Here is a 17,938-nt window from a genome sequence, read left to right on the forward strand (position 1 = left end):
GCCCGTGCATCTGGCCGCTGAAGCCGATGGCGCCGATGCCGTCCCTGGGGATCCCGCAGGTTTCCACCAACTCCCGGACGGCTTCCACCGTACTGTCCCACCAGTCTTCCGGGTCCTGCTCCGCCCATTTCTCCTGGGGAAAGGAGACGGGATATTCCTTTGACACATCCCCCACGATGGCGTGGCTTTCGTCCAGCGCCAGCACCTTCACGGAGGATGTCCCCAAATCTATGCCTAAATAGACCATGTGACACCACCTTTTCCTATTTTCAAATCACGTTCTTCTTGTAGTTGAAGACCTCTTCCAGGGAAAGCAGGGCGGCCCCCATGAGGGCGCCCTGCCCATGCAGTTCCGAGGGAAGGATCGGGGTCTGCTCGTAGCCGTAGAATCGCCTGTCCAGCTCCAACCGGCTGCCCAGCTCGATCACATCCCCGGCATAGTCCCCCAGGTCTCCTCCCAGGACCACGAAGTCCGGGTTCAAGGCCAGCAGGATGTTGTCCAGGCCCTGGTAGAGGTATCGGGTGTAGCGCTCCAGCGCCGCCTGGGCTGCCTGCTCCCCGTTCCTGTAGGCTTCAAAGACCCCTGGGACCGACCGTTCCCCGGTGCCCCCCTCCTCACCATAGTAGCGGATCAAGGCGTTCTTGGAGGTGAACAGCTCCCAGCAGCCGGTGCGGCCGCAATTGCATTTCTCCTGCCCATCGGTGATTGGAATGTGTCCGAACTCGCCGGCCTTCTTCCGGTTGCTCTTGTAGATATGGTTTTCGATGATGATTCCGGTCCCGACCCCCTCCGTCACGGATACATAGACCAGGTTCCCCTTGTTCCGGGCCGCACCCGCCAGCTGTTCCCCGTAGGCGGCCACGTTGGCCTCGTTCTCGATGAAAAGTTTCATCCCCAGCCTCTCCTGGAACTCCTGGAAGGAATGGTCCCGCACCCCTAGATTGGGGGCGTAGGACAACACCTGCCGGTCGTCGTCCACCAGCCCCGGCAGGGCCATGCCCATGCCCAGCAGTGATTCCTTGGAAATCCCGTTCCTTGCCAGCATGGCTTCCACCCGCTCCAGGACCCGCTCCAGGATCCTGTCGAAGGTCTCCCCGGCCTTGAAATGCGCATCTTCCCGGTCCACCGTCTCCTGATTCAGGTTCAGGAGCAGGATCTGGAACGCTTCCGTGGAAATGTTCACCCCCAGCGCATGGCGGGCGTCCGGCAGGAAACGCACGATTTTCGGCTTCCTGCCGCCGGTGGACACAGCCAGCCCGGCTTCCTCCGCCAGCCCCTCCTCCACCAGGACCTGTACGATGCTGGTGACCGTAGGGATGCTCAGCTGCATCTCGGAAGAGATTTCCTGTTTGGTTCCGGTCTGGTGGGCGCGCAGCCACTGGATGATTTTCACGCGGTTGATTTCCCGGATCTGGTCCTGGGTGAAATTCGTCGTAAACATCCCTTCCCCTCCTTCCTTTGCCCTGTCCTTGCCTTGCCTATGCCTTGTAGATGTAGCGGTTGACCACATCCTCCAGCATTTCCTGCCTTCCGGACCGGTTCACGATCTTGTCATGCTCCAGCGCGTAGGCTGCAAGTTCCTCCAGGTCGGTGGCGCCCTCCAGGATTTTCTTGCCGATCCCCTCCTGGTAGGAGCTGTAGCGTTCCGCAACGAAGTCTTCCAAGACCCTGTCCTCCAAAAGACGCTGGGCCACCAGAAGGCCTTTTGCGAAGGTGTCCATGCCCACGATGTAGGAAATGAACAGGTCGGTCGGCTCGAAGGATCCCCTGCGCACCTTTGCGTCAAAGTTCAGTCCGCCGGGAGCGATCCCCCCATTCTTCAGGACCTCGTACATGCAAAGGACGGCGTCATAGATGTTGGTTGGGAACTGGTCTGTATCCCAGCCAAGAAGCATATCTCCCTGGTTGGCGTCGATGCTTCCCAGGACCCCGTTGATCCGGCTCATGTTCAGCTCGTGCTGGAAGGTGTGCCCGGCCAAAGTGGCGTGGTTCGCCTCGATGTTCATCTTGAAGTCGTCGGCCAGACCGTACTTCCGGAGGAAGCCCAAGACCGTCATGGTGTCGAAGTCATACTGGTGCTTGGTGGGCTCTTTGGGTTTGGGCTCGATGAGGAACTGTCCGTTGAAGCCGATCTTCCTTGCATAGTCCTTTGCCATCCCAAGGAATCGGGCCAGATTGTCCTGCTCCAGTCCGGTGTCGGTGTTCAGCAGGGTCTCGTAGCCTTCCCGGCCGCCCCAGAACACATAGTTCTCCCCACCCAGCTGGTGGGTCACCTCCAAGGCCTTTTTCACCTGGGCGGCGGCAAAGGCGAACACGTCCGCATTGGGAGATGTGGATGCCCCGTGCAGGAAGCGGGGGTGGCTGAAGGCGTTGGTGGTGCCCCATAGGCACTTGATCCCGGTCTCCTTCATCTTCCCTTCGATCAGCCCCACAACCACATCCAGGTTCTCCAGTTTCTCCTTGAGGGAGTCCCCTTCGGGAGCGATGTCCAGGTCATGGAAGCAGAAGTACTCGATGCCCAGCTTTCGCATCAGCTCGAAGGCGCCGTCCACACGGGCCTTTGCCAGCTCCATGCCTTCCAGGGTGTTGTAGGGACGCTCCATGGTGGGATTGCCGAAAGGGTCCATGCCGCCGCCGGTCATGGTGTGCCAGTAGCTCATGGCGAAGCGCAGGTGGTCTTTCATCTTTTTGCCTCCCACCATCCGCTCGGGGTCATAGTATTTGAACGCCAACGGATTGACCGATTCCGGTCCTTCATACTGGATTTTGCCGACCTGCTCGAAATATTCCTTCATTTTAAAACCTCCTGGGGTAGTTTTGGATGGGTTGTTTCCATCTGTTGAATCCATTGTAGCACAACAGCCTTGTTTATGCAACCCTGTTTAGGAAGTCTGTTTAAAAAGTTTTCCAGGGCCCTTGTTTCCCCTTCCCTCCTGTTGTATAATGGGGAAAACAAGGGCATTCCTTCGGGAGCCCCGGAAAAAAGGAGAGCTGCATGAATATCAAATCCCGCAACTTTGGAACCACTCGGGACGGCATCCCGGTTCTGGCGTACACACTGACGAACAACCAGGGAGCCAGCGTGGAAATCCTCACCTATGGAGCCGCCATACGCTCCATCCAGGTCCCCGACCGCCAGGGACGGCTGCAGAACGTGGTCCTTGGATTCGACAATCTGTCCGACTACGAGAGCCACACCTCCTTCTTCGGCTGCGTCGCCGGGCGGACGGCAGGGAGGATCCGTGGCGCCTCTTTCGAATTGGAGGGAAAGACCTGGAAGCTGTCCCCCAACGAGGGGCCCAACACCCTCCACGGAGGGGTGCGGGGCTTCGACAAGAAGGTCTGGTCCGCGGCGGAATCCATGGGGCCGGACCATGCGGCATTGTCCCTGAACTATACGAGTCCCCCGCTGGAGGAAGGGTATCCGGGCGAACTGGATGTGAACGTCAACTACCGTTTCGACGACAGCAACACCCTGACCTTGACCTATACGGCCACCACAGACCAGGAGACTCCGGTGGTGCTGACCAACCACAGCTATTTCAACCTCTCCGGGGATCCTTCCGCCGATGTCCTTTCGCATACCCTCCAGATCGCCTCCCGGCAGTTCGTGTCCATCGACGGAGCTTCCCTGCCCCAGGACATCCTGAATGTGGAGGGGACCCCCTTCGACTTCCGGCTTCCGAAGATAGTGGGAAGGGACATCCGGGTCGACCATCCCCAGCTCAGGAACGGCGGCGGCTACGACCATCCCTTCCTGCTGGAGCCGGGTGTCTCTCCCTCCATCCTGCTGGCGGATCCGGCCAGCGGGAGGACCCTGGCGGTGGACACCACGGAGGAGTATGTGGTGGTCTACAGCGGAAACCAGCTGGCAGCGCCCCGGACGGGGATCTGCCTGGAGACCCAGTACTGTCCGGACTCCCTTCATTTCCCCCTGGTTCCCGCCCGGACCTTGAAGCCGGGACAGGTCTACCGGCAGAAGACCATCTGGCGCTTCGGCGTCTCCTGATTCCCAAGGGATGTGCAACGGCAAAAGGCCGCCCCCGCCAACGGGTCCGTTGGCGGGGGCGGCCTTTTGCCGCGTCTAGGGTTTCTTCAGTTTCTTCACATACTCCGTATAGGTCTGGTCGGTGTACTTCTTGAAGCATTTCCCGAAATAGTTGGGGTCCGGAATTCCCACCGCCTTTGCGGTCATGTACATCAGGCTCCCCTGCCGGGCCAGCAGGATGGCCTTTTCCATCCTCCATTCCGTCAGGTAGTCGATCAGACTCTTTCCCGTTTCCCCCTTGAAAAGCCTGCTCAGGTAGCTGGGGTTGAATCCGAACTTCTGCGCGATTGCCGTCAGGTTCAGGTCCGGGTCCTGGTAGCTTGCCTGGATGTATTCCACGATCCGGGAGACATTCTCGTTCCCTTGGAGCAGGACCGGCACTTCCTGCCTGGGCTCCCGCGCTTCCAACTTCCGGAGGATCCTCTCCAGGACTTCCCGGACTTCCGCCCGGGACACCGGCTTGAGCAGGTACTCGCAGACACCGATGCCGATGCACTCCCGGGCGTAGGCGAAGTCGCTGTGGGCGGTGAGGATGATGATCTTAAGGTCGGGATATCGCCGGATGGCCAATTTGGAGAATTGGATTCCGTCCATGAAAGGCATCTGGATGTCCACAAAGGCGATGTCCGGCTGGATTTCGTCGATCCTGTTGATGGCCTCGATGCCGCTGGCGGCCTCCCCCGCCACCTCCAGCCCCAGGGACTCCCAGGGCACCGTCATCTTCAGCAGGTTCCTGAGGGACTTTTCATCATCGATGATCATGACCTTGTACATATCCGGTCCCCCCCCTTTCCAACGGCATCCGTATGTCCACCCTGCTGTATTCCCCCTCCCGGCTGTCCACTTCCACCACGTCCTCCCTGGCACAGAAGTGCCGGATCCGGTCCAGGGTCCCCTTGAAGCCGAAGCTCTTGGAGTTCTCCCCGCCCAGCAGCGCCTCCCGGGTGGCTTGGTCCATGCCCACACCGTTGTCGTAGACACAGATGTGCAGCATGCCTTCCCGGGCGTACACGGAAATCCGGATGATCCCCGGTTCCCCTTTGGGGCGCAGCCCATGATAGAGGCTGTTCTCCACCAAGGGCTGGAGGATCAGCTTGGGCACCTTGTACTCCAGGAGGTCCTCCTGGAGCTCGTAGGCGTCCTCGAATACCTCCTCGTAGCGAAGCTTCTGGAGCTTCAGGTAGTCCCGCACGATGGCCACCTCTTCCCGGAGGCTGATCTCCGGGTTGCCCTGGTTCAGGAACTTCCTGTAGAAGGCCCCCAGGGTCTCGATGGCCTCATAGGCCTCCTCCCTTTTGCCCTGTAGCGCAAGATAGCCGATGGTCTCCAGCGTGTTGTAGAGGAAGTGGGGTTTGATCTGCTCCTGGAGGATTTCAAGCTCCGCCTGGCGCATGGCCTGTTCCTTTTCCAGAAGGGCTTCGATGAGCCGGTTGATCTCCACCAGCATGTTGTTGTAGCGGTCCTTCAGGTGTCCGATCTCGTCGTCCGGAAGCTCGATGCTGACTCTCCGCAGCCACCCGTCCTTCACCTGGTCCATGGACGCGGACAGGCGCTCGATGGGCCTGGTGATGTGGATGGAAAGGAACAGCCCCAGGCCTCCCAGGGAAGCGAAGGTGAGGAGCACCACCGCCGCCATGGAAACCGCCGCTTCCGCGGACAGGAACCGGTTGATGGACACGGTCTCCCTTCCCGCCAGTACGAAGGGGGTGTCCGGCACCCGATGGCAGGATGCGATCCACGGCCGCCACCAGTTCCCTCCATGGGTTTGTTCGAAGTCCTCATCCCCTGGGGACAGACCTCCCAAATCCACCGGTTCGTCCCACAGCCAGCCCCGGCTGGGATCCATATAGGCGAATTGCCGCCCTTCCCCCTCCATTTCACTGTAGGTGCCGTCGAGCAGCCCCCGGGACAGGTTGATGGCCATCATCCCCAGGGGCTGTTGTGTCTCGATGTCGTTGACCATCCGCAGGAAGGAGACCAGTGGCTCCCCAGAGGGACTGGAGAAGGCCCCGTCGCCGTCCACCCGCAACACATAGCCTCCGTCCTTCTGCCGGATTTCCCAGTTCCAGGAGGGGTCCCGGACCACCGCCATGTCCACCCGTGTTACTCCCCGGGAGATGTGCAGGGTTTCCCCGTTGTTTTTGAAGAGATAGATGGAGGACACGTTGCGGAAGGTGTTGCTGATGTCGAACACCGCCACGGTGGCGTTGTACGCCAGCCGGGGGTCCTTGGACGCATCCTTCTTCAGGTATTCCACCACATCCCTGTTCCGCATGATCAGCTGGCTCATGGCACTGGTGGTTTCCAGCTCCACCTCCAGGTTCTTTCCAATGGCGGCCATGGTGCTCCTGTTGCTTTCCAGTGCGTATTCCAGCATGTTCTTCTGGATGAGGAAGGAGTACAGGAAGAAGAAAAGCAGGACATACAGGGTGATGACCCCAAGGAAAAGGATCCGCACCTTTTCCTTGAGCTTCCTGGAAGCGAACCACCGCCTCCCCCTTTCCACAACATGCCACTTGCCGTCCATCCGCATCCTTCCTTTCCAACACCCGCACTTCCTATTCCCTTGGCACCGCCAGCTCCAGGACCAGGGGTTCCTTGCCCGTCAGTTCACGGCTCCGTTCGTCCGGTCCCACAACACCAAGATACACCCTGCAGGTCCTGCCGTCCAGTATTTTTTCCCCCCGGTCGTCCACCACCAGGAAGGAGTCCCATGGGATTTCCAAGAGGAGCTCCTGTTCCTCACCGGGCGCAAGCCGCACCCTGGAAAATGCGCACAGGCTGGTGTTCCTCACCGCATGGACGGACTCCCTGTTTTCCAGGTAGGCCTGGACCACCTCTTCCGTGGCCGTGCTTCCCTGGTTTCGCACTGTGACCCGGATGGTCGCGGGCCGGCCGGCCTTGGCCTCCTCCAGAAGGACCGCCCCGGTGCAGCGGACATCCCCGTAGGTCAGCCCGTAGCCGAAGGGATAGAGGGGCTTCTGCTCCAGATGCCGGTAGGTGCGGTTCCGCATGGAATAGTCCTTGAAGTCGGGCAAGTCCTCCAGGGTGCTGTAGAAGGTCACCGGAAGCTTTCCGGAGGGCGAGGCGTTGCCGAAAAGCAAGTCCGCCACCGCTTTGCCTCCCCGGGCTCCGGGATACCAGGCAAGCAGCACGGCATCCGCCTTCTCCTGGGCCACCTGCAGGTCTATGGCGCTTCCCGCAACCAGGCAGACCACCACCGGTTTGCCCGTGGCAAGGATCCGGTCCAGCAGCTGCCGCTGGACCTGGGGCAACTGAAGGTCCGCCTTGTCTCCGGAACCGCAGTTGTTACCCTCGTCCAGTTCCTCGCCCTCGATGGTCTCGTCCAACCCGAGGCACAGGACCACCAGGTCGCTGTGTTCCGCCACGGTCACCGCCTCCATCAGCCTGTCGTGGGGCAGGGCCAGGGGTTCGGTCCGGTCCTTTGCCAGCTCGCACCCCTTGGCGTAGAGGACACGGATGTCCGCTCCCGCCTCGTCCTGTATCCCCTCCAGAAGGGTGATGTACCGGGAGGAAGTTCCATAGTAGTTTCCCTTCAGGGCCAGGCGGCTGTTGGCGTTGGGTCCCACCACACCGATGGTGTGGACCCGCTCCCGGTGGATGGGGAGGACACCTTCGTTCTTCAGCAGCACGCAGGCCTTCCTCGCCGCTTCCACCGCCATCTCCACATGCTCCGGGGATTCCACGGCCTCGTAGGGGATCCGGTCGAACTCCGTCTCCTTAAACAGCCCCAGCTTCAGCCGGGTGGCCAGCAGCCGCTCCGCCGCCCGGGTGATGTGCCCTTCCGTAATCAGGCCGGCTTCCAGTGCCTGCAGCATGACCAGGTAGATGTTGCCGCAGTTCAGGTCGCATCCCGCGTCGATGGCCAGGGCCGCCGACTGGATGGGGGTGGCGGTGACCCCATGATGCATATGGAAGTCCTTCAGGGCCCAGCAATCCGAAACCACGTGGCCCTGGAATCCCCACGCCTCCCGGAGGATGTCCCGCAACAGGGTATGGCTCCCGCAACAGGGTTCCCCGTTGGTCCTGTTGTAGGCCCCCATCACCGCCTCCACCTGCCCCTCCTTCACACAGGTCTCGAAGGCGGGCAGGTAGGTCTCCCAAAGGTCCTTCCGGCTCACCACCGCATTGAAGGAATGCCGCTCGTCCTCCGGCCCGCTGTGCACCGCGAAATGCTTCGCGCAGGCGGCCGACTTCATTACCTCTCCATCCCCCTGGAGCCCCTTGATGTAGGCCACGCCCAGGCGCCCCGAAAGGAAGGGGTCTTCCCCATAGGTCTCGTGTCCGCGGCCCCAGCGGGGGTCCCGGAAGATGTTCACATTGGGCGACCAGAAGGTCAGTCCCTTGTAGATGTCCCTGTCCCCGTGGCGGCTGCTTTCGTTGAATTTCGCCCTCCCCTCGGTTGCGATGGCGTCCGCAATCCTTTCCAGGAACGCCTCGTCGAACATGGCCGCAAGGCCGATGGCCTGGGGAAAACTGGTGGCGGTCCCTGCCCGGGCCACTCCGTGGAGGGCTTCGTTCCACCAGTTGTAGGCCGGGATCCCCAGCCGCGGGATGGCCGGAGAGTTGTAGGTCAGCTGGCTTGCCTTTTCCTCCAGGGTCATTTGGGCGACCAGCGCCTCCGCCTCTTTCCTGTATGCTCGGTTGTCTCTCATTTCTTTCTCCTCCAATCGATTTGCTCTGGACCATGTTTGTTTCTAGCCTTTGACCGCGCCGGCCATCAGGCTCTTTTGGATCTTCCCGCTCATGACAGCGTACAGCACCAGGGTGGGCAGTGTGGCGATGACCAGGGCCGCTCCGATGGGTCCCCATTCCGTGGTGTAGGATCCGGAAAGGGTCTGGATCCCCACCGTAAGGGTCCGGAATTTGGAGTCGCTGATGAAGATGACGGCGAACATCAGCTCGTTCCATGCCTGCAGGAAGGTGAAGATGGCGATGGTGGCCAGCGCCGGCTTCATCAGCGGCAGGATGATCCGGAAGAAGATTCCGTAGACGCTGGCGCCGTCGATGCAGGCCGCCTCCTCCAGTTCCCTGGGGATGTTCTCGATGAAACTGCCGCAGATCATGATGGCCATGGCCAGGGCGAAGGCTGTGTAGGGGATGATCAGCGCCTGGTAGGAGTTGGTCATCTTCAGGTTCCGCAGCAGGATGAACACAGGCAGGATGGCCGCATGGATGGGGACCGTCAATCCCAGCATGAACATGTTGTTGACCATCTTGCTTCCCTTCCATACCAGCCGGGTGAGGGCATAGGTGGCCATGAGGGAAACGATGCTGGTCAGGGCGATGGTGGTGCCGGTGACTATGAAGCTGTTGAAGAAATACAAGCCCATGTTGCCCGTGGTCAGGGCCGCCGAATAGTTGGACCAGATCCATTCCTTGGGAAGGCCGATGATGTTTTCCCCGAAAATCTCCGCGTTGCTTTTCAGGGAAAAGGTGATCATCCAGTAGATGGGAAAGATGTTCACCACAGCCCAGAATCCCAGGACAGCGTACAGCAGGGTCTTTTTCGTTCTTTTGCCTTTTGCCGTTTCCATCACTCCACCTCCGTCTTGAACATTTTCTTGATGCTGATGGCAAAGAAGAAGCAGAGGAAGATGATGAACATGGCGATGGAACTGCCGAATCCATACCGGTTCCTTCCGAAGATCATGGATACCATCAGGGTGCTGGGCACCTCACTGGCATGGGCGGGCCCTCCGCCTGTCAGCACATAAATCAGGTCGAAGGCCTTCAGGGAACCCGTGACCGCAAAAATCACGCAGATCCGGATCACCGGCTTCAGCATGGGTATGAGCACGAACCGGGAAATCTGCCCTTCCGTGGCCCCGTCGATGCGCGCGGCCTCCTTCAGTTCCGTCGGTATGGCCTTGATGCCCGCATACAGGAGCAGCATGTGATAGCCCACGTACTGCCAAAGGATCGGCACGAACACGGCGAAAAGGGCGGTCTCCTGTTCTCCCAGCCAGGTCCTGGCATAGGCCCCCAGGCCCATGGCGTGCAGTGCCGTATTGATGATGCCGTACTGGGGATTGTAGATTTTCATCCACAGCTGTCCGATGACCACCGTGGATATCAGGACGGGCACAAAGAACACCGCCATGAAGAATTTCTCCCCCTTGACCCCCTTGGCCAACAGCAGGGCCAGTCCCAGGGAAATGGGGAGCTGCACGAAGACCGAAAGCACCGCCAGCAACAGGGCGTTCTGCACGGTCTTGGGGAATCCCGAAGTCTTGCTGGTGAAAAGCTCCACATAGTTCCCTAGGCCGATGAAGGCGCCCTCGGTCATGCCGTCCCATTTGAACAGGCTGAAATATCCAGACATGAAGATGGGTACGATGATGATTCCCGCAAAAAGGACCACCGCCGGCAGCATGAATAGGATGATTGCCGTTTTGTTTTTCCTTACCTTGTCCATTTCCGCTCCTCCTCCGAAACCCCTCAAAAAAAACGCCAAACCCACAAACAAAGCCCTTCTGCTGGTATTTGCTTGTGTCTTCGGCGCCTTTTGAGGTCTCCGGTTTGATCCTAAACTATTTGTCCAGTTGGGCCGCCATGGCCTTTACGAACTCCTCCGGACTGATGTTGCCCACATACAGTCCCTGCAGCAGCGCCAGGTATTCCCCCGCATCGTCCGCATCCATGAGCGTGTCGAACCACATGGTGAAGGAGGTCGCTTCCGCGGCGTAGTCCGCCAGCTTCTTCGTGATGGGGTTGATGCCGCTTTCATCGTAGTTCTTCTCCCATGCCGCGATGCCCGCTCCGTCCAGGTAGGCGTACTTGGAAATGCCCCTTGTCAGTTCGAAGACCGCTTTTCCGGCAAGGTCGGGGTTCTTGGTGCCCGCGGCCACCATGAGTGTGTCCACGGCGCCTCCCATGAAATCTGTGCTCTGCGCGTTTCCGCTCAGTACCGGCACGGGGATCACGTCGAAGTCCTCCGGATTGGGGGCGTCCGTCACAATGGATCCGCCCATCCAGCTGCCGCTCAGGTACATGGGGACGGTTCCGTTGTAGAAAAGGGCGCTGGCCTCATCGTTGGAAAGGCCTGTGGCCCCGCTGATGAAGGCCCCCATGTCCACCAGTTCCTTGATCTTGCCGGCGGATGCCAGGAAGTCGGGGTCGTCGTAGCTTTGGCTTCCCTCCGTCAATGCCGCGGCCACCTTCTCCGGTCCAGCGGACTTGAGGGTCAGGGCGTCGTGGGTCATGGCCAGCACCCAGGTGTCCTTTACGCTGACACCGATGGGGGTGATTCCCTTGTCCAGGAAAGCCCGGTTGGCTGCCATCCACTCGTCCCAGGTGGTGGGAACGGGAATGCCGTTCTCCTCGAACATCTTCCTGTTGTAGAAGAGTGCGGATACCGGTGTGGTGTAGGTGGATCCGTACAGCTTTCCGTCATAGGTGGCGTAGGACAGCGCCGCCTGGGGAAGCTCCGCCTTGTACTCGTCGGTGAAATATCCGTCGATGGCCAGGACCTTTCCGGATTCCACGAATGCCTTGGAGAATCCGCCTCCCCAGGTGTAGAACAGGTCGGGGAGCTCGTTGGCGGCTACAGCCGACTTGATCTTGGTCTTGTAGGACTCGTTCTCGAAGGTTTCGTGCACGACCTTCACGCCAGGATTCGCCGCCTCGAAATCCGCGATGGCTTGGGTATAGGCCCGGTTGAAGGAGTCGCTCTCCGTGGCGATGCTCCAGAGGGTCAGGGCCGTGTCGCCCTTTGCAGTGCCTGCATTGCCCTCCGCGGTCTCCGTTTTCGACCCGCAGCCTGCAAGTGTTCCCATCGCCAGCACCAGTGCCAGCGCCATGCCGATCAGTTTTCTTTTCATCCTTGTTTCCTCCCTTTCGGATCGATTGTTTCTTTCTGATAGGCTTATTATAGGCTCTCGGCAAAGCGGTTTGAACGGAGAATCTTTACCCGGATGTGGAAGATTTTTACACTCTGGCCAGGACGGCCTTCTCGATTTCCACCGCCCCGAAGATGAGGATGCCGCAGGCGACAGGATGGAACCATTCCCCCAGTCCCAGGGGCGTGGAGCCGAACCAACGGTTCATGGGGGGCGCATAGACATAGGCCAGCTGCAGCAGGAGGAGGATGCCGCTGTTCAGGAAGGCTATCCGGTTGCCGAAGAACCCCTTCCCCCAGGCATGGGCGTGGATTTTCCTGCAGTTGTAGAGGTAGAAGAGTTCCCCCATGACAAGGGTGTTCACCGCCGTGGTCCTGGCCACTTCCAGGGTGGCTCCGTTTCCGTTCATCTCCAGGAAGGCGAAGACCGCATAGCCTCCCACCACCAGGGAGACGAAGAGGATCCTATAGGCGAAATGCCTTCCCAGGATGGAGGCCTTGGGGTCCCGTGGGGGGCGATGCATGGTGCCCGGTTCCATGGGTTCGAAGGACATGGCGATCCCCAGGGTGACGGCGGTGACCATGTTCACCCAAAGGATCTGCACCGGTGTCACAGGCAGGGTCATCCCCCCCACGATGGCGGCCATGATCACGAATGCCTCCGCACCGTTGGTGGGAAGGATGAAAAGCAGGGTCTTGCGGAGGTTGTCGTAGATGGTCCTCCCTTCCTCCACGGCGGACACGATGGAGGCGAAATTGTCGTCGGCCAGGACCATGGCGGCGGCATCCTTCGTGACCTCCGTCCCCTTGATGCCCATGGCCACGCCGATATCCGCCTTCTTCAGGGCCGGAGCGTCGTTCACCCCGTCTCCCGTCATGGCGCAGACCTCTCCATTCTCCTGGAGGGCCTTCACAAGACGCAGCTTGTGTTCCGGGCTGGTCCGGGCGAAGATATCGCATTCTTCCGCCACCTTCTTCAGGGCTTCGTCGTCCATGGACTCCAGTTCCGCGCCGCTGACCACCCGCCTTCCGTCCCCGATCCCCATGTCCTTTCCGATCACCCCCGCGGTCACCACATGGTCCCCTGTGATCATCTTGACCCGGATTCCTGCTTCCCGGGCGACCTTGATGGCCTCCACAGCCTCCGGACGGGGCTGGTCCCGCATGCCTACAAGCCCCAGCATGACCATGTCCCCCTGCAGGTCCTGGTGGGAGAGGCTTATCTTGCCGGGTTCCACCTTCCTGCAGGCGCAGGCGATCATCCGCTGGCCTTCCACCGCTCCCGCGTGGATCTCCCTCTTCCAGAAATCCTCCCGCAAAGGCTCCTTCCCCGCATGGACCATCTCCCAGCCGCAGAGCTGGAGGATCCGTTCCGGTGCGCCGTTGGCGAAGATATGCTTTTCCCCCTCCACCGCATGGAGGGTGGCCATGTCCTGGAGGGTGGCCATGTATTTGAATTCGGAATCGAAGGGGATGGAGGCGATCCTTTGGCTCTCCAGCCTGTCCAGACCCGCGATGGCGGCCATGCGCTTCATGGCCCCCTCGGTGGGGTCTCCCTGGAGCTCCCACCGTCCGTCCCCTCCCCTTTCCACATGGCTGTCGTTGCACAGGTAGGCGGATTCCAGAAGGCGCCGGATGACTGGCTGTTCCAGGAGGTGGGCGGGAAGCCGCTCCCCCTCCAGCCGGTAGGTGCCTGCCACCGTGTGGATGGCGGTCGCGGTCATTTCATTCCGTGTCAGGGTGCCCGTCTTGTCCGAACAGATGACGGTGACGGAACCCAGCGTCTCCACGGAGGGCAGATGGCGTATGATGGCGTTCCGTCTGGCCATCTTCTGGACGCCGATGGCCAGGGTGATGGTGATGATGGAGGGCAGCCCTTCCGGAATCGCCGCCACTGCCAGACCGATCACCGCCAGCAGGATCTGGCGCAGGGAGAAGCCCCCAAAAAAGTACCCGTACAGGAAAAGGATTCCTGAAACCCCCACAATCACTGCGGAAAGGGCCCTGCCGAAGCTGTTGATCTTCCGTATGAGGGGCGTTTCCACGGAAGCCGTTTCAGAGAGCATGGTGTTGATCTTCCCCAGCTCCGTTCCGGAGCCGGTGGCGACCACAAAGCCCTTGGCGTTTCCTGTCCGGACGGTGGTGCCTGTGAAGGCCATGGAAAACCGTTCCGCCAGCACGGTCTCCGGCGCCACCGGTTCCCTGGACTTGAGCACCGGTTCCGACTCCCCGGTAAGGGACGCCTCCTCCACCTCGAAGTTGGTGGTTTCCATAAGGCGCAGGTCGGCCGGAACCTTGTCCCCCGCCTTCAGGAGAACCAGGTCCCCCGGCACCAGTGTTTCCGCCGCCACTTCCTTGCGCAGGCCTCCCCGGATGACCGTCGCCTTCAGGGACAGCAGGTGCCTTATGCTGGCCAGTGCCTTCTGCGCCCGGTCCTCCTGCAGGTATCCCACCACCGCGTTGATCAGCACGACCCCCAGGATGACCCAGCTGTCGATCCAGTGCTCCATGAAGGCGGTCATCACGGCCGCCACCAGGAGCACATAAATCAGCACGTTCTTGAACTGGAGGAGGAAGCGCACCACCGGACTGGGAGGCTTCACAACCGGGAGTTTGTTCTCTCCCCAGGACGCCAGCCTCGCCCCGGCCTCCTCCGTGGAAATCCCCCCCTCTCCGGTGTGGAGCATTTCCTTTGTTTCCTCTATGCTGCGGCTCTCCCATCGGGAGATTTCCCGGGGCTTCCCGCCTGTCTTCTTCCCTTCCATGAGGCCCACTCCTTTCCATCGGTTCGTCTGCCTCCATTATACCATAGGATGGTCCGGCGGGCTTTCCCCCTCCATCAAAAAAAGGAACACCCGCTTCCCAGGCATTCCTCTTTGTCCGTTGTTCACCTTCCGTATTTCTCCAGGACCCGCATGACCTCTTCCACCTTTGCCTCCCCCTTGCCTTCCCCCGCAAGGAAGGCCTCCTTGACGCAGGAGTTCATGTGCTGCTCCAGGATGGCCAGATTGGCCTTTCTGAGCAGGCCGCTGACGGCCACGATCTGGGTGGAGATGTCCATGCAGTACCTGTCCTCCTCCAGCATCCGGAGGATGCCGTCCACCTGTCCCCGGGCCGTCTTCAGAAGGGTCATGGCCCGCTTCCGGTCTTCGTTCATCAGAACACCCCTTTGAATTCGTAGCCCGCTTCCTTGACGGCGTCGGCCAGGATGTCGTCGGAAACGCTCTTGGAAAGGGTTACGACCGCCAGCCCCTTTTCCAGGTCCACCTTCACCGCATCCACCCCCTCCAGGGCGCCCAGGGCCTTCTCCACCCTGCCCACACAGTGCATGCAGCTCATTCCTTCAATCTTCAATGTCTTTTCCATTCCCTGATCCTTCCTTTCTTCCCGGGACGTCGTGCCCCTTGTGTCGGTTGCTTTCCGGACGGTCCCAACCGCCGGGCCGGCATTCCCTTCCGCCTTGAAGCGTTTCAGCCGCAGGGCGTTGAGCACCACGGAAACGGAGCTGAAGCTCATGGCCGCCGCGGCGATCATGGGGTTCAGCCGGATGCCTAGCCCCAGATAGAGTGCCCCCGCCGCCACCGGGATGCCCAGGACGTTGTAGATGAACGCCCAAAAAAGGTTCTGCTTGATGTTCAGGATTGTCTTGTCCCCCAGGCGCAGGGCTGTGGAAACGTCCTCCACATCGCTGCGCATGAGGATCACATCGGCCGATTCGATGGCCACATCCGTGCCGTTGCCGATGGCCATCCCCACATCCGCCTGCACCAGCGCCACGGCGTCGTTGATGCCGTCCCCCACCATGGCCACTTTCCTGCCGCCTTGCTGCAGCTTCTGGATCTCCAGGGCCTTGGTTTCCGGCAGGACCTGGGATACGACCTGGTCGATCCCCAGCTGCCTTCCGATGGCTTCCGCAGTCTTCCTGTGGTCTCCGGTCAGCATGACCACCTTCTTCTTCATCCTCTGCAACCGGGCGACGGTGGGGACGCTTTTCTCCTTCAGCGTGTCCGCCACGGCCAGGATCCCCTCCAGTTTGCCGTCCACGGCGATGAAGAGGGAAGTCTTCCCTTCCTCGGACCACCTGTCCGCATCCTTCAGGCATTCCTCCACGCCGATTCCCATGGCCTCCAGCATGGATGCGTTCCCGATGGCCACCGGATGGGGCTTCCCGTCCGGAAGCTCCACCTGTCCCCGGACACCCTGGCCCACCAGGGCTTCGAAATCCGATGCCTTGTAAAGGGGGCTTCCTTCCTCCCCGGCCTTTTGCACGATGGCCTCGCTCAGAGGATGCTCGGACATTCCTTCCAGGGAGGCTGCGATGGCCATCAGCTCCTTTTCATCCCGCAGGAGGGCCCGCACATCGGTGACCGCCGGCGATCCGCTGGTCAAGGTCCCGGTCTTGTCGAAGACCACCGTATCCACCTGGGCCAGCATCTCCAGGGCTTCCCCGCTTTTGATCAGGACCCCGTGCTGGGCTCCTTTCCCCGTCCCCACCATGATGGCCGTGGGTGTTGCCAATCCCAGGGCGCAGGGGCAGGAGATGACCAGCACGGAGATGGCCATGATGAAGGCGAAGTTGAAGCCGTAGCCGCCGGCCCACCAGAACAGCAGGGTCCCCAGGGAGATCAGGATGACGATGGGCACGAACACCCCGCTGATCCTGTCCGCCAGCTTGGCGATGGGCGCCTTGGTGGACTGGGCGTTCTCCACCAGATGGATGATCTTGGACAGGGTGGTGTCCTCCCCGATCCGGGTGGCCTCGCACAGCAGGTAGCCTGCCTTGTTCATGCTTCCGGCCACCAATCCGCTGCCTACGGTCTTCTCCACCGGAAGGCTCTCACCTGTGAGCATGGATTCGTCCACGCTGCCGTAGCCTTCCACCACCGTTCCATCCACGGGGATTTTCTGGCCCTGTTTCACCACCACCCGGTCCCCCACGCGCACGTTGGCGGTGGGCACCCGGACCTCCTGCCCTTCCTTCAGGACCACGGCCTCCTCCGGCGCCAGTTCCATGAGCTTTTGGATGGCTTCGGAGGTCTTCCCTTTGGCCCTGGCTTCCATGTATTTGCCCAGGGTCACCAGCGTCAGGATGACCGCAACGGACTCGAAATACAGCTCGTGTCCGTAATGGCTGACCTCCATATGGTCCCCATGCCCCAGGCCGTAGGCGATGGCATAGAGGACATAGACCCCATACACGAATGCTGCCGACGTCCCCACCGCCACCAGGGAATCCATGTTGGGATTCCTTTTGAACAAGGTCTTGAAACCGGTGATATAGAATTCCCGCCCCGCCAGCATGACCGGAATGGTCAGGAACAACTGGGTCAGGGCAAGGAGCATCACGTTCCGGTCCCCCGCAAGTCCCGGCACCTGGGGCAATCCCACCATGGGCCCCATGGCGGTGTAGAATACGGGCAGGGTGAAGAGCACCGAAGTCCAGAAGCGCTTCTTCAGCTGCTCCTGGTGCTCCTCCTGCTTCTTCATCAGGGGGGCCTCCTCCTGTGGCCCCTTCCCTTCGGCAGGGGCCACCAGCTCGTATCCCGCGCCTCGCACCGCATCCGCAAGGATGTCCACGCTCACCTTGGTTTCATCGTACGTGACCTGCATTTTCTCCGTGGCGTAATTCACGGCAACCTGCTGCACACCTTCCACCTTCTTCAACTGCTTCTCTATGGTCAGGGCGCAGGCTGTACAGGTCATGCCGTTCACATCATAACGTTTCTCTTGCATGATTTCGCACCTCCATGATTTCTTCCGGTGCCTTTCCAACGAAAGCATGCTTCGCATGCATGCAGACTGCAATAGGAAAAGGCAGACCCCCTCCCCCTGGGGGGGTGGTCTGCCTTAAGTATAATATTCCCTATCGGATTTGTCAATCTTGTTTTTCCGGATCGGGCTTCCCCTCTGATTCACATATGATAATGTCCTATTGTAACGCAAATGATTATGTCCCACTTCCGGTCATGGTGTACAATGAACCTCATGCGACAAAATACAATACATCGAGGTGGCCGCTATCAGAAAG

13 protein-coding genes are annotated in these 17,938 nt (G+C 60.4%); 1 reads left to right on the forward strand and 12 read right to left on the reverse strand.

The features are described 5' to 3' along the window. The 3 genes from GXN74_RS12595 to xylA all read right to left on the reverse strand — a co-directional run. Positions 1 to 247, reverse strand: a 247-nt coding sequence (locus GXN74_RS12595) for an FGGY family carbohydrate kinase (RefSeq protein ID WP_246208715.1), incomplete at its 3' end; no start/stop codon positions are given. A 22-nt stretch (positions 248 to 269) separates the two neighbouring features. Further along, on the reverse strand, positions 270 to 1,442 hold the full coding sequence (locus GXN74_RS12600) for an ROK family protein (protein WP_162371295.1): 1,173 nt from the start codon (positions 1,440 to 1,442) through the stop codon (positions 270 to 272). A gap of 37 nt (positions 1,443 to 1,479) precedes the next feature. After that, complete coding sequence (gene xylA / locus GXN74_RS12605; protein ID WP_162371296.1) at positions 1,480 to 2,796, reverse strand: xylose isomerase; 1,317 nt, start codon at positions 2,794 to 2,796, stop codon at positions 1,480 to 1,482. Between the two features lie 200 nt (positions 2,797 to 2,996). Here xylA and GXN74_RS12610 point away from each other — a divergent pair, with 200 nt between their 5' ends. After that, the gene (locus GXN74_RS12610; protein WP_162371297.1) at positions 2,997 to 4,010 is read left to right on the forward strand and encodes an aldose epimerase family protein; all 1,014 of its coding nucleotides are present in this window, start codon (positions 2,997 to 2,999) and stop codon (positions 4,008 to 4,010) included. A gap of 75 nt (positions 4,011 to 4,085) precedes the next feature. On the opposite strand, the gene GXN74_RS12615 is transcribed toward GXN74_RS12610, so the two are convergent. The 9 genes from GXN74_RS12615 to GXN74_RS12655 all read right to left on the reverse strand — a co-directional run bounded on the left by GXN74_RS12615 (position 4,086) and on the right by GXN74_RS12655 (position 17,643). Then, positions 4,086 to 4,823: a response regulator transcription factor gene (locus GXN74_RS12615; RefSeq protein ID WP_162371298.1), complete on the reverse strand. Its 738-nt coding sequence runs from the start codon at positions 4,821 to 4,823 to the stop codon at positions 4,086 to 4,088. Beyond that, positions 4,798 to 6,576, reverse strand: a complete 1,779-nt coding sequence (locus GXN74_RS12620) for a cache domain-containing sensor histidine kinase (RefSeq protein WP_162371299.1) — start codon at positions 6,574 to 6,576, stop codon at positions 4,798 to 4,800. Before GXN74_RS12620 ends, GXN74_RS12615 begins: the two co-directional genes overlap by 26 nt. A 31-nt stretch (positions 6,577 to 6,607) precedes the next feature. Further along, complete coding sequence (locus GXN74_RS12625) at positions 6,608 to 8,725, reverse strand: glycoside hydrolase family 3 C-terminal domain-containing protein (RefSeq protein WP_162371300.1); 2,118 nt, start codon at positions 8,723 to 8,725, stop codon at positions 6,608 to 6,610. 42 nt (positions 8,726 to 8,767) lie between these two features. After that, positions 8,768 to 9,610, reverse strand: a complete 843-nt coding sequence (locus tag GXN74_RS12630; protein WP_484476978.1) for a carbohydrate ABC transporter permease — start codon at positions 9,608 to 9,610, stop codon at positions 8,768 to 8,770. After that, on the reverse strand, positions 9,607 to 10,488 hold the full coding sequence (locus GXN74_RS12635) for a carbohydrate ABC transporter permease (protein ID WP_162371302.1): 882 nt from the start codon (positions 10,486 to 10,488) through the stop codon (positions 9,607 to 9,609). Before GXN74_RS12635 ends, GXN74_RS12630 begins: the two co-directional genes overlap by 4 nt. 115 nt (positions 10,489 to 10,603) lie before the next feature. Further along, positions 10,604 to 11,893, reverse strand: coding sequence for an extracellular solute-binding protein (locus GXN74_RS12640; RefSeq protein WP_162371303.1), 1,290 nt, complete (start codon positions 11,891 to 11,893; stop codon positions 10,604 to 10,606). A 106-nt stretch (positions 11,894 to 11,999) separates the two neighbouring features. Then, positions 12,000 to 14,675, reverse strand: coding sequence for a cation-transporting P-type ATPase (locus tag GXN74_RS12645; RefSeq protein WP_162371304.1), 2,676 nt, complete (start codon positions 14,673 to 14,675; stop codon positions 12,000 to 12,002). Positions 14,676 to 14,797: 122 nt separating this feature from the next. After that, entirely contained in the window at positions 14,798 to 15,067 is a 270-nt protein-coding gene (locus GXN74_RS12650) for a metal-sensing transcriptional repressor (protein WP_162371305.1), read from the reverse strand. After that, the gene (locus GXN74_RS12655; protein ID WP_162371306.1) at positions 15,067 to 17,643 is read right to left on the reverse strand and encodes a heavy metal translocating P-type ATPase; all 2,577 of its coding nucleotides are present in this window, start codon (positions 17,641 to 17,643) and stop codon (positions 15,067 to 15,069) included. The genes GXN74_RS12650 and GXN74_RS12655 overlap by 1 nt, the downstream gene beginning before the upstream one ends. Positions 17,644 to 17,938 lie beyond the last annotated feature (295 nt).

Origin of the sequence: Anaerotalea alkaliphila (assembly GCF_010179735.1) — a bacterium.
GTDB classification, from domain to species: domain Bacteria; phylum Bacillota; class Clostridia; order Lachnospirales; family Vallitaleaceae; genus Anaerotalea; species Anaerotalea alkaliphila.

Bases quoted from the DNA above. Each gene is read 5' to 3' on its own strand.
- GXN74_RS12600 (WP_162371295.1), bottom strand. From the start codon at position 1,442: ATGTTTACGACGAATTTCACCCAGGACCAGATCCGGGAAATCAACCGC.
- xylA (WP_162371296.1), bottom strand. From the start codon at position 2,796: ATGAAGGAATATTTCGAGCAGGTCGGCAAAATCCAGTATGAAGGACCG.
- GXN74_RS12610 (WP_162371297.1), top strand. From the start codon at position 2,997: ATGAATATCAAATCCCGCAACTTTGGAACCACTCGGGACGGCATCCCG.
- GXN74_RS12615 (WP_162371298.1), bottom strand. From the start codon at position 4,823: ATGTACAAGGTCATGATCATCGATGATGAAAAGTCCCTCAGGAACCTG.
- GXN74_RS12620 (WP_162371299.1), bottom strand. From the start codon at position 6,576: ATGGACGGCAAGTGGCATGTTGTGGAAAGGGGGAGGCGGTGGTTCGCT.
- GXN74_RS12625 (WP_162371300.1), bottom strand. From the start codon at position 8,725: ATGAGAGACAACCGAGCATACAGGAAAGAGGCGGAGGCGCTGGTCGCC.
- GXN74_RS12635 (WP_162371302.1), bottom strand. From the start codon at position 10,488: ATGGACAAGGTAAGGAAAAACAAAACGGCAATCATCCTATTCATGCTG.
- GXN74_RS12640 (WP_162371303.1), bottom strand. From the start codon at position 11,893: ATGAAAAGAAAACTGATCGGCATGGCGCTGGCACTGGTGCTGGCGATG.
- GXN74_RS12645 (WP_162371304.1), bottom strand. From the start codon at position 14,675: ATGGAAGGGAAGAAGACAGGCGGGAAGCCCCGGGAAATCTCCCGATGG.
- GXN74_RS12650 (WP_162371305.1), bottom strand. From the start codon at position 15,067: ATGAACGAAGACCGGAAGCGGGCCATGACCCTTCTGAAGACGGCCCGG.
- GXN74_RS12655 (WP_162371306.1), bottom strand. From the start codon at position 17,643: ATGCAAGAGAAACGTTATGATGTGAACGGCATGACCTGTACAGCCTGC.